14 protein-coding genes are annotated in these 14,083 nt (G+C 41.8%); 13 read left to right on the forward strand and 1 reads right to left on the reverse strand.

Translation table 11 applies throughout. The features are described from left to right. Positions 1-4: 4 nt before the first annotated feature. From L634_RS0106730 to L634_RS0106785, 13 genes are all read left to right on the forward strand, one after another. On the forward strand, positions 5-1,135 hold the full coding sequence (locus L634_RS0106730) for an acyl-CoA dehydrogenase family protein (protein WP_026581796.1): 1,131 nt from the start codon (positions 5-7) through the stop codon (positions 1,133-1,135). A gap of 155 nt (positions 1,136-1,290) precedes the next feature. Further along, on the forward strand, positions 1,291-1,692 hold the full coding sequence (locus L634_RS30700) for a PaaI family thioesterase (protein WP_051428267.1): 402 nt from the start codon (positions 1,291-1,293) through the stop codon (positions 1,690-1,692). Between the two features lie 31 nt (positions 1,693-1,723). Next, on the forward strand, positions 1,724-3,706 hold the full coding sequence (locus L634_RS30705; RefSeq protein WP_034262144.1) for a TRAP transporter permease: 1,983 nt from the start codon (positions 1,724-1,726) through the stop codon (positions 3,704-3,706). Positions 3,707-3,777: 71 nt separating this feature from the next. Beyond that, entirely contained in the window at positions 3,778-4,527 is a 750-nt protein-coding gene (locus L634_RS0106745; RefSeq protein WP_026581797.1) for an SDR family NAD(P)-dependent oxidoreductase, read from the forward strand. Between the two features lie 224 nt (positions 4,528-4,751). Next, the gene (locus L634_RS0106750; protein WP_026581798.1) at positions 4,752-5,939 is read left to right on the forward strand and encodes a CaiB/BaiF CoA transferase family protein; all 1,188 of its coding nucleotides are present in this window, start codon (positions 4,752-4,754) and stop codon (positions 5,937-5,939) included. A 51-nt stretch (positions 5,940-5,990) separates the two neighbouring features. Beyond that, entirely contained in the window at positions 5,991-6,773 is a 783-nt protein-coding gene (locus tag L634_RS0106755) for an SDR family NAD(P)-dependent oxidoreductase (protein ID WP_026581799.1), read from the forward strand. Positions 6,774-6,827: 54 nt separating this feature from the next. Then, positions 6,828-8,558, forward strand: coding sequence for a 2-oxoacid:acceptor oxidoreductase subunit alpha (locus L634_RS0106760; protein WP_026581800.1), 1,731 nt, complete (start codon positions 6,828-6,830; stop codon positions 8,556-8,558). Beyond that, a complete protein-coding gene (locus L634_RS0106765) occupies positions 8,558-9,424 on the forward strand; it encodes a 2-oxoacid:ferredoxin oxidoreductase subunit beta (RefSeq protein ID WP_026581801.1) in 867 nt (288 codons plus the stop codon). The genes L634_RS0106760 and L634_RS0106765 overlap by 1 nt, the downstream gene beginning before the upstream one ends. An 88-nt stretch (positions 9,425-9,512) precedes the next feature. Beyond that, positions 9,513-9,674, forward strand: a complete 162-nt coding sequence (locus L634_RS33320) for a hypothetical protein (RefSeq protein WP_157452368.1) — start codon at positions 9,513-9,515, stop codon at positions 9,672-9,674. 48 nt (positions 9,675-9,722) lie between these two features. Further along, entirely contained in the window at positions 9,723-10,187 is a 465-nt protein-coding gene (locus tag L634_RS34760; RefSeq protein WP_332249034.1) for a hypothetical protein, read from the forward strand. Further along, the gene (locus L634_RS34765) at positions 10,112-10,585 is read left to right on the forward strand and encodes an NAD(P)-dependent oxidoreductase (protein WP_332249035.1); all 474 of its coding nucleotides are present in this window, start codon (positions 10,112-10,114) and stop codon (positions 10,583-10,585) included. The genes L634_RS34760 and L634_RS34765 overlap by 76 nt, the downstream gene beginning before the upstream one ends. Before the next feature lie 39 nt (positions 10,586-10,624). Next, on the forward strand, positions 10,625-11,317 hold the full coding sequence (locus L634_RS0106780; protein ID WP_026581802.1) for an RraA family protein: 693 nt from the start codon (positions 10,625-10,627) through the stop codon (positions 11,315-11,317). 59 nt (positions 11,318-11,376) lie between these two features. Continuing rightward, a complete protein-coding gene (locus L634_RS0106785) occupies positions 11,377-12,252 on the forward strand; it encodes a fumarylacetoacetate hydrolase family protein (protein WP_026581803.1) in 876 nt (291 codons plus the stop codon). Positions 12,253-12,297: 45 nt separating this feature from the next. Here the strand turns inward: L634_RS0106785 and L634_RS0106790 are convergent, their stop codons facing one another. After that, on the reverse strand, positions 12,298-14,001 hold the full coding sequence (locus L634_RS0106790) for a dihydroxy-acid dehydratase (protein WP_026581804.1): 1,704 nt from the start codon (positions 13,999-14,001) through the stop codon (positions 12,298-12,300). Positions 14,002-14,083 lie beyond the last annotated feature (82 nt).

Raw genomic sequence — 14,083 nt, forward strand, 5'->3', positions numbered from 1 at the left:
TAGCTTGATACTGCAATTGACTGAGGAGCAGCTAAAATTTCAAAAAGAAATTCGCGATTTTACAAAGGGAAAAATAATTCCCACAGCGGATGAAAGAGACCGCGAGGATGTGTATCCAAGGGAAATCATTAAAGAAATGGCTGCACAGGGTTATACAGCCCTGACAGTGCCGGAGAATTATAATGGTTTAAGTGGTACCAAGATCGATGCATGTATTTTAATGGAAGAAGTAGCATACGGCTGTGCAGCTACTGCGATTTCATTGATCACTATTTTTCAGGCGGAAACCATGCTTATGCTTTTTGGAAATGAAAAAGTTAAAAGCCATTACCTTCCCCTATTTAGGGAGGGACTAATTGCTTCCTATTCTTTAACAGAGTCCAAAAGAGGATCGGATATCAGAAGTGTTGATACAAAAGCAGAGAAACAGGGCGGGAGCTGGATCATAAATGGCAAAAAAACATTTATAACTTCCGGCTCTGCGGCCGAATTTTTTATTTTGCTGGCCGAAACAGAAAAAGGGGTATCGATCTTTGCAGTTGACCGCAGCCTACCAGGAATCACGACAGAAATTGGTGAAAATTCACAAACGATAGGCCTTCGCAATGGGCCACATGTGGATGCTTATTTTGAAAATGTTGCTGTTCCGGATTACTGTCTTATTGGAGAAGAAGGAAAAGGGGTTAAGCAAGCAGTCATTACACTGAACAATAGCAGAACTGCAGCAGCGGCTATCAGCGTAGGCATTGCCAGGGCAGCCTATGAACAGAGCTTGGAATGGGTGTCCTCCAGAAAAGCTTTTGATCAGGCCGTAATCGATTTTCAGGGAATCCAATGGATGTTTGCAGACATGCTCATGAACATAAATGCTTCCAGACTATTAACCTATCAGGCTGCTTTCTTACATGATATTGGAAAACCTTCTATCTCTGAATCCAGCCAGGCAAAGCTTTTTGCCGGACAGATGGCAACTAAGGTTTGCTCGGATGCCATACAGGTATGCGGTGCTTACGGAACCACCGTTAATGCCCCATTTGGACGATATTTACGAGATGCCAAATCCTATGAAATTGCAGGGGGAAGCAATGAAATTCTAAGAAATACGATAGGCAAGGAAATAAAGAAAAATCTTTAAAAGTTATATTTAGAAAATTAAAAATAAATAAAATATAGAAAATTATTATAATGTTTAAATAATTATGGATTTTTGTGTACTTTTTATTATAAAATTAAATAAAACAAAGATAATTATTGAAAATGAGAATATTAAATATTAAAGGTGGTTTCTACATGTTAACCGAAAAATTGAAAACGCTCTCAACATCTCCGGTCTGGAATCATATTGGTCTTGAACTTCAATATGCCGATAGAGGGAAGTCCAAGGTGTCCATGCCTGTAAAAGAAGAGTTCCTGCAGATTTTCGAAAAAGTCCATGGCGGAATTTTGGCAACTCTCTTAGATGCTACTATGGCCTCAGCTATTAATTCTGTTTTAGAAGACCATGTTTTTTCAGTGACAGCCGAAATGAAAATTCAATACTTACAGCCAGCAACAGGCAGCATCCTCATTGGAAAAGGAGAGGTTATCCAGAATGGCAAAACGATAACAATCTGCAAAAGTGAAATTTATGATGAACAAGACAAGCTGGTGGCATTTGCAACAGGGACATTTGTTAATAAAGAAAAAACCTAGAATATTGCGATCTACTAAGGAGGAATGAAAGTTGAGTCAATTTGCAAACCAAGTTCAAAATGAAGAAGAAATCTTAAAAAAATATGACAGCGAGTTCAGGACAAGGGACTACATCGGCATCACTGCCAAAGTTGTGACAGGGATATTGATATTCTGGTCTCTTTTTCAGCTATACACTAGCAGCTTTGGAATACTGGAAGCTATTAAAATGCGTGCATGGCATCTTGGTTTTCTCCTAATCTTATCATTTCTGATTTATCCAGCTTCCAAGAAATCAGCATCAAGTCGAAGATTGCCGACAATTTGGGATATGGTCTGCATCTTGCTGACATTGATTTCAATGGGGTATTTGCTAATAACCTATGATACTTTTGCAAGAGAAAGATTTGGCATTCATGTTGATATGGACTATTACATGGCTGCAATAGGGATACTGGTTGTTTTTGAAGCAAGCCGAAGGGTTATCGGAAATGCACTCACAATTATTTGTGCTATTTTTCTAATCTATAATTTTGTTGGAGCCTATATCCCGGGAGCACTCGGGCATGTTGGATTCAGCTTTGAACGGGTTACTGATATTATGTTCTGGGGCAGCCAGGGGATATTTGGGATTGCATTAGGGGTTTCTGCCACTTATATCTTCTTGTTTGTTTTATTTGGAGCGTTTTTGAAGAACAGCGGTTTTACTGATTTCATCAATGATATTGCTTTATCCATTGCCGGCTGGACGGCAGGCGGACCTGCTAAAGTTTCCGTAATCGGAAGCGGATTCATGGGAATGGTAAATGGCAGTGCGGTGGCCAATGTTGTTACAACCGGTGCTGTCACCATACCTTTAATGAAAAAGACTGGCTATAAATCTAAGTTTGCCGGAGCAGTTGAGGCTGTTGCATCAACAGGCGGACAATTTGCACCGCCTATTATGGGGGCAGCCGGGTTTATCATGGCTGAATTCCTGGGAGTTCCTTACAGAACGATCATGCTTGCAGCTATTATCCCTGCAATGCTTTATTATGTAACTGTATTTATGGTCGTGCATTTCGAAGCAAAAAGAATAGGCCTAACTGGCATTTCAAAAGAAAATATCCCAAATATGGTTAAAGTCCTAAAAGATAGGGGCCATTTACTTTTGCCTCTTATCATATTAATTGGTTTGCTCAGTACAGGAGTAACGCCTTTATATGCAGCAGTATTTGCGTTAATTTCAACAGTTTTGGCAAGCTGGATAAGAAAATCAACAAGAATGAATTTTAAAATGATTGTTGACTCTCTAATAGAAGGAAGCAAGGGAGCGATTGGAGTAGGAATTGCCTGTGCCATCGTCGGAGTGGTTGTAGGGACAATTTCATTAACAAGTTTGGGGTTAACACTAGGAAATAATATTCTTGCCCTGGCAGGAGATAATTTGATCATTGCTGCAATTTTGACCATGTTAATTAGCATCATTTTAGGAATGGGGATTCCTGCAACTGCGGCTTACATTATTGTAGCAACAATTGCAGCGCCTTTGCTTGTAAAACTTGGTGTGCCGCCTTTGGCTGCGCATATGTTCGCATTCTTCTACTCGGCACTTTCGAACATTACACCTCCTGTTGCGCTGGCTTCCTATGCTGCTGCAGGACTGGCAGGAGCCTCACCAAACAAAGTTGGAATAGAGGCAATGAGAATAGGAATTACCGGTTTCATTATCCCGTTCTTCTTCCTTTTCAACCCGGTCTTATTATTTAATGGCGAAACAGTTACCGAAAGCCTAATTGCTATGGCAACTTCAACGATTGGGGTTGTTTGTTTGGCAGGGGGCTTGCAAGGCTGGTTTTTAACAAAAACAAATTTAATTCAAAGGCTGTCACTGTTTGTTACAGCTTTCTTAATGATAAAGCCTACGTTATTGACTGACATCATTGGGCTGTCGATCCTAGCAGCCATTATCATCTGGCAAAAAATGACCTCCATTAATATTAAAGACCAAAAGACAAATGATGTAAGCGAAACAACTGGGAATATTTCCGGTTAACGCAAAATACATGATGGCTGCAATTCAATTGCAGCCATAGAATTCTGAATAGTCAAAAAGGCGGGGTGGCTATGAACACCGATCAAAAACAAGTCGTTTTAATTACAGGAGGCAGTTCCGGAATCGGGCAGGCTTCAGCAAAAGTTCTGGCTAATAAAGGATATGCCATTGTGGCAGCCTATCATTCAAATTTAGAAGGTGCCCAAGAGACAAAACGAATGGTAGAGCAGGCGGGCAGTGAGTGTATTATTGTTAAAGCTGATGTAACCATTAAGGAAGAGGTTCAGAGACTGGTAGAAGAAACATTAAATGCCTTTGGCCAGATAGATATATTAGTAAATAATGCCGGAGCCGCTATAAAACGCAGTTCGTTTTTAGAGATTGATGAAGAGCTTTGGGAAAGGACATACGATGTCAACGTGAAAAGTGTATTTTTGGTATCACAGACAGTTTTAAAGCATATGGTTCCCCGAGAGTCAGGAAGAATTATCAATATTTCATCAGTAGCAGCAAGGCTTGGGGGTCCTGGTGAAAGCATTCACTATGCATCAGCAAAAGGAGCAGTTAACACTCTCACTGTTGGCCTGTCTAAGGAATTTGCCCCCCACGGAATTTTAGTGAATGGAATTGCACCGGGCTTTATCCTTACGCCTTTTCAGGATAAGTATTCAACTCAGGAGAGAATTGACCGTATTGTCCCTACGATCCCAATTGGCCGTGCAGGCACTTCTGAGGATATAGCCAAAGTAGTGGCATTTTTGGCTTCAGACTCAGCTGATTATATGATGGGCGAAATCATTACCGTAAGCGGTGGGAGATAGTTTGCCTATCAAGACAGGATAAAAATTAAATGCAGCTTTTATAAAAGGCAAAGCAGAAAAATCATGAAAGAAGCAGAAAAATGACGGGATATAGGAGCACAAACGGTCAACATAACTGCTTCAGCAGAAGAAAGCGCCCCAATATGAAAAGCGGGCGATTGAAGAGGAATTCGACAGACAAGATTAACCAGACAGAACCTAAAAAATACATAGGAGGAATACACATGAAACAGCCATTAGAGGATATTAAAGTTCTTGACTTGTCACGCGTATATGCCGGGCCAGGCGGGTCAATGATTTTAGGGGATCTGGGAGCGGATGTGATTCGCATTGAATCCCCCAATGGAACAGACAGTATGAGAGAATGGGTGCCATTTGTTGGCGGAGAAAGCACCTATTATATGTGTGCCAACCGGAACAAAAGATCCATTACACTCAACCTGAAAAATAAAACAGGTAAAGAATTATTATTAAAAATGGTAAAGGACGCTGATGTTGTCCTCGAAAATTTTAAAACTGGGACATTGGCAAAGCTGGGCCTTGGGTACGAAGAGCTTAAAAAAGTAAATCCAGCCATTATTTTATGCTCAGTAACAGGTTATGGGCAAACGGGCCCCTATAGCCAGGAGCCTGGGTTTGATCCAGTTATTCAGGCGATCGGGGGGCTTATGGATGTTACCGGTTTTTCAGAGGGGGAACCAACACGAGTAGGTGTTCCTGTCGTTGACATTATGACTTCTCAATATGTTGCCATCTGCATCATTTCAGCCATTAGGTTAAGGGACCATACAGGAGAAGGGCAGCATATAGATGTCTCTCTGTTGGATGTTCAGCTTAGTTCACTGGCAAACATTGCCAGCAGCTACTTAAATACAGGATCCATTTCAAAGAGAATCGGAAATAGCCATAGTTATATTGTTCCTTATCAGGTATTCCAATGCAAAGACAGACCATTGATGGTTTGTGCCGGAAATGACCGTCTATATAAAAAGCTTTGCGAGGTGCTCGGGCATGCTGAATGGGCAGAAGATGAAAAGTATAAAACCAATAATAAAAGGATTGAAAACCGCCAGGAGCTGACTAGCCAGATTCAGGATGTATTCTCAGAAAAGACTGCTGATGAATGGTTTCAGCTGCTATCAGATGCCGGTGTGCCAGCCGGACCTGTAAATAATATCGAACAGGTTTTTGAACACCCTCAGGTAAAAGCCAGGGAAACAGTAGAAGAAGTTTCACATCCAACCCTTGGATCAATAAAACTTGTAAAGAGCCCCATAAGGTTTTCTGGTCTTCAAATTCAAACTAAAAACCATCCCCCTTTATTAGGAGAGCATACAGATGAGTTTCTGGAGAAAGAGCTCGGAATCAATAAGGCGGAAATTGATAGATTGAGAGAAGAAGGGATTATTTAAATTTCTTTATTTAAGAATGCAGTTATAAAAATCATGAAAGGAAGTCACGCAATGGATTTAGGATTAAAGGGAAAGGTAGCCATTGTGACTGGCGGAAGCAAGGGGATTGGCTATGAAACGGCCTGCCAGCTATTGAAAGAAGGAGCAAAGGTAGCCATTTGCGGCAGGGGCAAAGAAGCATTAGATAAAGCAGTTCAATCCATTTATGCCGGCACTGGCGAAAAGGTTTTGGGGATTCAGGCAGACGTCTCCAAAGCAAATGATTGTATTAGATTAATAGAAGAAACCATGTCTCATTATGGATCCCTCCATATATTAATAAATAATGCAGGGACATCTTCCGCACATGGCTTTGAGGAAGTTACTGCGGAAATGTGGGAAAAAGATATAAATTTAAAGCTATTTGGAGCTGTAAATTGCTCAAGGGAAGCGGTTAAGCACATGAAAACAGGCGGCGGTTCCATTGTTAATATCACCGCAGTAATCGGCAAGTCACCTCCAGCTTCATCCCTGCCCACATCCGCTACACGAGCAGCAGGGATCGCCTTGACTAAAGCTATGAGCAGGGATTTAGGTAAATACGCAATTCGGGTTAATACCGTATGTATTGGTTTAATTCGAAGCAGCCAAATCGAAGAAAAAAAGTGGAAGAAGACTGCAAGCCACTTAACTTGGGAAGAATTCTCCAGTGATCCAGGGCATGATATACCGCTTGGAAGGATAGGTGAAACATCGGAAGCAGCCAAAGTCATTGCCTTTCTTGCTTCTGATGCCGCGTCATATGTATCGGGAACATCAGTTAATGTAGATGGCGGAAAAGGCGCTGTCGACTAGATTCTATAAAACTAAAAAGGGATACAATATCCATTATCCCTTAGGAGGTAGAACGTGGAGGAACTTACGATTGTAATTGGCGGTGAGCAGGGCGAGGGAATTGAAAGTGTCGGTGAGATTCTCACAAAGGTTTTAAGCCAGATGGGTTATTCACTATATGGATTCCGTAATTTTTCTTCAAGGATTAAAGGGGGACACTCAGATTTTAACTTAAGGATCAGTTCAGGAAAAGAAATCTATGTAAATGCCGAAAAAGTCAACATCCTTGTCGCTTTTGACAGGGCTTCAATAGATCTGTATATAAACCAAATGGATAAAAATAGTATTATTCTTTATGACTCTAAAAGCGTTAAATCTGATAGCCTGCCAATCGCTCCGAACGGAGTCATAATGATTGAGGCTCCCTTTCAGGAATTGGCGTCTGAGCTGGGATCTCCAATTATGAAAAACATGGTTGCCCTGGGAATGATCTGTGCATTGAATAACCATGCAGCCCGCCGTTTCCATAAGGTCATTCAGGAACAGTTTTTAAAAAAGGGAATGAAAATATCACAATTAAATGTTGAAGCTTTTGAGAAAGGTTACGCTTTTATTAAAGAAAAAAACTTGTTCTCTATCCCGATAGTCCCGGCCATAAACTCTAACAAAATGTTTTTATCTGGAAACGAGGCAATGGTTATTGGGGCTCTTGCTTCAGGGTGCCGATTCATGGCCGGCTATCCGATTACTCCTGCTTCAGAAATATTGGAAAATATGATAAACATGATGCCCGAATTTGGAGGAGTTGTTGTTCAGGCAGAAGATGAATTAAGCTCTGTAGCAATGGCAATCGGCGCCAGCTTTGCTGGAAGCCGCTCGATGACAGCAACTTCCGGCCCTGGGATCTCCTTAATGCAGGAGGCGATAGGGTTATCGGGTGCTGTTGAAATTCCATTAGTTATTATTGATACACAGCGTGGAGGGCCCAGCAGCGGACTTGCTACTAAAATGGAGCAAAGTGATTTAACAGCCATGCGAGGAGGAACCCATGGCGAAATACCAAGAATTATTATATCGCCGAGTACTGTGCAGGAAGCTATGTATGATATGAACACAGCTTTTAACCTTGCAGAAAAGTATCAATGCCCGGTCTTCATTGCTGCAGATCTTGTTTTGTCTACATCTAAACAAAGTGCAGAGATACTGGATCCTCTCAGAATTGAAATGGAACGGGGGAAGAGAGTATCAGATAAAGAATTGGCAGAACAAGGCAAGGCTGTATATGACAGGTTTGCATTTACGGATGATCATATTTCACCAAGAACCATACCGGGACAAAAATTCGGAACACATCATGCAACAGGAATAGAGCATAGCCAAACCGGTCATCCAACAGAGGATTATGAAAACCGGAAAAAAATGATGATCAAAAGGATGAAAAAAATCGAAACCGTTACTCTTGGAGAAGATATAAAGGCAGAGGGCGAAGGTGCAGATCTTTTATTAATCGGTTTTGGCTCGACCTATGGGGCGATCAGAGAAGCTTATGAGGCATTCAACAAAGAAGGGATAAAAGCGGGAATTGCTCATATCCGTTTATTGCACCCTTTCCCTGCAGATCAGTTGGAAGGCATGATAAATAAGGCAAGACAGGTTATTGTAGTTGAAAATAATTTTACTGGCCAGCTGGCTGATGTAATAAAACAGCACATACCTGACCATTCCAAAATCCAAAAGCTTTCAAAATTTGATGGTAGGCCATTTGCGCCTTCAGACATCAGGAAATTTTGCAAGGAGCTGGTATAATGTCGACCTTAAAAGATTACCGCATGGATATTAAGCCTAATTGGTGTCCTGGCTGCGGCGACTTTTCCGTGCTAGCCGCCATTCAAAAAAGTGCCGTGAACCTGAATATTGAACCAGAGGATATGGCTCTGATTTCCGGTATTGGCTGTTCGGGGAGAATTTCAGGCTATGTTAACGTGTATAGTATGCATACCATGCATGGAAGAGCGTTGGCTGTAGCCCAGGGTGTAAAGATCGCTAATCCTGATTTGCATGTGATTTGTGCTGGAGGTGACGGTGATGGCTTTGGAATTGGTCTTAACCACTTTGCTCATGCTGCACGGAGAAATGTGGATATCACCTATATTGTAATGGATAATCAGATATACGGGTTAACCAAAGGGCAAATGTCGCCTACAAGCCCACTGGGCATGGAAACAAAGTCAAGCCCGAGCGGAAATCCGGAACAGCCTATCAACCCTCTGCAAATGGCTCTCGCATCAGGTTCCAGCTTTATTGCTCAAGCCTTTTCCGGAGATGTAAAACAGCTAGTATCGCTTATTGAGCAAGGCATGAAGCATAAAGGCTTTTCTTTTATCAATGTTTTTAGCCCTTGTGTGACTTTTAACAAAATATTAACCTATGAATTTTTTAAAAAGAACCTGGTGAACTTGGACGAAAGGGAAGGATACGATCCATCCAATCGGGGCATGGCCTTTAATGTTGTGGAAGAAACCTCCAGCATGTTTACTGGAGTGTTATACAAGAATGAGAGAAAAACATTAACGGAATCATTGCCCAAAGGATCTGGAACAGATATGTTAAGGCAGGGAACTTTTGAACTGAGGGAGAATATGAAAGATAAGCTAATTAAAAGATTTATCTGAAAGATCTGTTAGAGTTCTTTTGGTGGTTTGGCACCTTGATGATTGGAGAGGCAGGCGTGAAATCCTGACGGCTACGGTGCCATGCTGAATGAATATGGCCATCTGCTTAAGGGTGATCTTGAATGGATGGTGCGGCCCAAGAGTTTGCCCAAAGAATACAAATGAAATTGGGAATAGGATGGGGGGAATTAAATGGGCAAACGAAAGCGTCCATATGGAAGAACTTCTGGAAAAGAATCCTGTGAAATAGCCTAGCACTTTAATACTTTAATCTCGAAATTGAATTTAAGGAGCAGATATGAAACCAAAAGTTGTGATTTATAAGAAATTGCCTCAAGAAGTACTGTCTTACATTAAGGAATATTGCCAGGTTAGCTATTATGAAAATCTGGATAGCTGGTTAGATCCGGAATTTTTAACGGATTTACGTGAAGCACACGGGCTGATGGGAAGCGATATGAGCATCAATAAAGAACTGCTTGATAAAGCCCCTCAATTAAAAATTGTCTGCAATGTTTCAGTTGGCTATAACAATTTTGATATGGAAGAACTCACAAGCAGGGGAATAATGGCAACAAATACACCTGATGTTTTAACCGACACTACTGCAGATACCATATTCGGATTGTTGCTTTCTACTGCTAGAAGGATTTGCGAAATGGACAGATTTGTGAAGTTGGGTTCGATATGGAGATTTTATATCATAACAGAAGCAGGAATGAAAGTGCGGAAGAACTTTATGGCGCAAAGAAAACTGAACTAGATGAGCTGCTGTCCAAGTCAGATTTTGTTTGCTTAATGACTCCTCTTACTGAGGAAACGAAAAATTTGATCAGTTATCGTGAGTTTCAATTAATGAAACAGACCGCCATTTTTATTAATGGTTCCCGGGGAGAAACTGTAAATGAAGAAGCTTTGGTCGAAGCTCTGAAGACCAGGCAAATAGCAGGTGCAGGGCTTGATGTTTATAAAGAAGAGCCAATAAACCGTGATCATGCGCTTCTGCAGTTGAAAAATACAGTTACACTGCCGCATATGGGTTCGGCTACCTTAGAAACAAGAGCTAAAATGGCTTACCTTGCTGCTGAAAACCTGGTAAGAGGGTTATCTGGAGAAACACCGCCGTCTCTCATCAATAAATCTCTTTTAACAGCCAGGTAATTTAGAAGAATTCATCATTAAAATCCTGGAGGTATGAATATGGGAAGCACAGGCTATCGTGTAATAAGTGATTTTGTGCGGATTGACCAGAGCATCGTTGATGGCTGCAGAATGATCTCTGCTTCTGTTTTTGGAGATGTGATGGGCAGGATGAGGGTAATGAACTATGCGATTAAGCCTGTCAACGAGCCTGGTGTTCACTTCGCTGGCAGTGCCTTAACGGTCCGGACCCATCCTTCAGACAATTTACTTGTACATAAAGCGATGGACATTGCGCGGCCGGGGGATATTATCGTTATAGATGCAAGCGGTGATACAGAACATGCCATGATTGGTGAAATTATGTCTTTTTATGCTAAAACGAAAGGAATTGGCGGGTTTGTAATAGATGGGGCCATAAGGGACAGATTAGGGATAGCCAAACTGGGGCTGCCTGTTTTTGCAAAGGGAACAACTCCAAGGGGGCCTTATAAAGAAGGGCCAGGCGAGATAAATACAATCATTAGCTGCGGAAATGTTCCCGTTTCCCCAGGTGATATTATTGTCGGAGATGATGATGGCGTTGTTGTCATCCCAAGAGATGAAGCCCGAGTTATTTTAGAAAAAGCATGTGAATTGGCAGCAAAGGAAGAAGAGACTATGCGATCCATTTGCCAGGGACTGTGGGACCGGTCATGGGTCGATGAAACCTTAAAGAAAAAAGGGATTGAAGTAGAAACCGCTGAAAACTGACAATGTCATTGCTAAGTCATATACAGGAAACCATACATATATTATAGGGAGATGAAACTATGCGATTAGCAACGGTAAAAAGATTTGGGGAAGAGAAGGCTGCAATCATAACCGGACAAGGGGCGGTACTGGTAGACTCCATCAATAAAAACGTGAATTCAAATTGGTCAACAAAGGTTTTAGAAATTATCGACTCCGGACAGCTGAGGCATTTAACAGATTGGTATAATAATGGCGGAAAAAGTATGATAGAAGATTTTCATGAGGTCATTCCTGTAAGCAATATTGAATACGGTCCTTTATACCGATTCCCCAAAAAAATTTGGGGAATAGGGTTAAATTATGTAGAACATGCAGCAGATTTAAGTGAATCTGCTCCAAGTACAGAACCAGCAAGCTTTATGAAGCCGACAACATCCATTATTGGCCCTGAGGATACAATAAAAATACCGACCCAATCAAACCGTACAACAGCAGAGTCCGAACTGGGTATTATAATCGGGAAAGAATGCAAGGACGTTACCATTGAAGATGCACCGAATGTGATTGCTGGTTTTACTACGATTATAGATATGACTGCAGAAGATATTCTGCAGCTGAATCCCCGCTATCTAACCCGTTCAAAAAGCTTTGATACTTTCTTTAGCTTTGGTCCGCAGTTAGTGACACCAGATGAAGTAGAAAATGTACTAGGTTTAAATGTCTCTACAGTTATCAATGGAAAATTGCACCGGAAAAATGTTGTTTCCAATATGACCTTTAATCCTTGGCACCTAGTATCTTTCCATTCCAAAGTTATGACACTTCTTCCGGGGGACATTATTTCCACTGGAACTCCAGGAGCGGTCGTGATTCGTGATGGAGATGTAGTAGAATGCCAGATTGATGGATTTGAAACGTTAAAAAATTCTGTGAAGGATTTAAAATTAAATTGAAAAAATGGGCTGTTCTCCATTGCGGGAACAGCCCATTTCTATCAATTAGCGTTTATCGGGATTAGAAACCAAAAAGTCAAAATCACATCCCTTATCAGCTTGAAGAACGTGCTTTTGATACAGAGAGGTATAGCCTCTTTCAAAATATGTAGGCGGTTTCCATTCCATACGCCGCTTTCCCAGCTCTTCATCTGTAACATGCAGCTGAAGGACCCGCTCCTCTACATTAAGTTCAATTATATCCCCTGTTTTAACAAGGCCGATGGGACCCCCTGCAGCAGCTTCTGGTGCAGCATGGAGGATGACAGTACCAAAGGCAGTGCCGCTCATCCTGGCGTCGGAAATGCGAATCATATCACGAACTCCCTGTTTCAAAAGCTTCTGGGGAATCGGAAGCATCCCTGCTTCAGGCATGCCTGGACCGCCTATCGGTCCTGCATTTTGCAGCACCATTATATCGTCCGGTGAGATATCAAGCTGCGGATCATCGATTCTTTCTTCAAGATCTTTTAATGAAGTAAAAACAACAGCTCTTCCTTTGTGTTTTAATAACTCCTTTGATGCGGCCTTCGGTTTTATGACAGCTCCATTCAGTGCTAGATTGCCTTTTAATACGGCTATGCCTCCTTCCTCATGCAATGGTTTTTCGAAACGTGTAATAATTTCTCTGTATGTATCAGAGCATCTGACATCCTTTAAGTTTTCACGAAGGCTTTTTCCTGTGGCCGTCAATTCCTCTGTATGCAGCAAAGATTCAAGCTCCTTCAGTACCACAGGAGCACCGCCTGCTTTATAGAAGTCTTCCATCTGAAACTTGCCAGCAGGGCGCAAATTGGCGATAAAAGGTGTGGTTCTGCTTAGTTCATCAAAAAGCTCCAGCGGCAGTTCGATATTCAAACGCCCTGCAATGGCTATTAGATGTATGACTGCATTTGTTGAACCTCCCACAGCCATTAGCATTCGTATTGCATTTTCGAGTGATTTTCTTGTAATGATTTGTGAAGGGGTAATCTTCTTTTCTACTAATTCAACAATCTTCTTTCCTGTCTGAACAGCATGTTCAAGCCTGCGATTGTGTGTTGCCGGAATGGCAGCGCCGCCAGGAAGCATCATTCCCATTGCTTCTGCACAAACCGCCATCGTACTGGCGCTGCCCATAACCATACAATGCCCCGCAGTAGGAGCCAGCGCCTTATTAATTTCATTAATTTCCTGGTCATTTACTTTTTCACCGCGGTATTCCTGCCAAAAAAACCTGCAGTCAGAACAGGCTCCCAAAGTCCGGCCTTCATACTCTCCATTATTCATAGGACCTCCTGTAATAAGGATGGAAGGAATATTGGCACTGGCAGCACCCATGAGCTGGGATGGGGTTACCTTATCGCACCCGCCGATTAATACAACTCCATCTATAGGCTGGGCGCGGATCATTTCCTCCGTATCCATAGCTGCCAGATTCCTATAAAGCATGGTTGTTGGACTGGTGTTAATTTCTCCTAAAGAAATAGTGGGGAACTCCAATGGGATTCCCCCAGCCATTAAGACACCATTTTTAATAGCTGTAATCAAAGGTTCAATATGGGAGTGGCAACGGTTAATTTCACTCTTAGTATTGCAGATGCCGATAACTGGTTTCGTAAAATCCTCAGGGTCATAGCCAAGATGCCTGTTAAAGGCTTGTCTAATAAATTGGCTAAACCCTTTATCTCCATATGAGGTCAATTTTTTTGTTTTATTACCCTCTGTCATGGTCAATTCTCCTTTTCTATTAAAAATTCACTTTATTATCTTGTCTGCTGATTTCCGCTGCAGGCGCTACCCTTGTGCGGGG

Source organism: Bacillus sp. J33, from assembly GCF_000518885.1.
GTDB lineage: Bacteria > Bacillota > Bacilli > Bacillales > Cytobacillaceae > Cytobacillus.

What these genes read in the sequence shown, in the direction of transcription:
- L634_RS0106785 (WP_026581803.1), top strand. Translation starts at nt 11,377, where the DNA reads ATGCGATTAGCAACGGTAAAAAGATTTGGGGAAGAGAAGGCTGCAATC.
- L634_RS30700 (WP_051428267.1), top strand. Translation starts at nt 1,291, where the DNA reads ATGTTAACCGAAAAATTGAAAACGCTCTCAACATCTCCGGTCTGGAAT.
- L634_RS0106750 (WP_026581798.1), top strand. Translation starts at nt 4,752, where the DNA reads ATGAAACAGCCATTAGAGGATATTAAAGTTCTTGACTTGTCACGCGTA.
- L634_RS34760 (WP_332249034.1), top strand. Translation starts at nt 9,723, where the DNA reads ATGAAACCAAAAGTTGTGATTTATAAGAAATTGCCTCAAGAAGTACTG.
- L634_RS33320 (WP_157452368.1), top strand. Translation starts at nt 9,513, where the DNA reads ATGAATATGGCCATCTGCTTAAGGGTGATCTTGAATGGATGGTGCGGC.
- L634_RS0106755 (WP_026581799.1), top strand. Translation starts at nt 5,991, where the DNA reads ATGGATTTAGGATTAAAGGGAAAGGTAGCCATTGTGACTGGCGGAAGC.
- L634_RS0106780 (WP_026581802.1), top strand. Translation starts at nt 10,625, where the DNA reads ATGGGAAGCACAGGCTATCGTGTAATAAGTGATTTTGTGCGGATTGAC.
- L634_RS0106790 (WP_026581804.1), bottom strand. Translation starts at nt 14,001, where the DNA reads ATGACAGAGGGTAATAAAACAAAAAAATTGACCTCATATGGAGATAAA.
- L634_RS34765 (WP_332249035.1), top strand. Translation starts at nt 10,112, where the DNA reads ATGGAGATTTTATATCATAACAGAAGCAGGAATGAAAGTGCGGAAGAA.
- L634_RS0106745 (WP_026581797.1), top strand. Translation starts at nt 3,778, where the DNA reads ATGAACACCGATCAAAAACAAGTCGTTTTAATTACAGGAGGCAGTTCC.
- L634_RS0106765 (WP_026581801.1), top strand. Translation starts at nt 8,558, where the DNA reads ATGTCGACCTTAAAAGATTACCGCATGGATATTAAGCCTAATTGGTGT.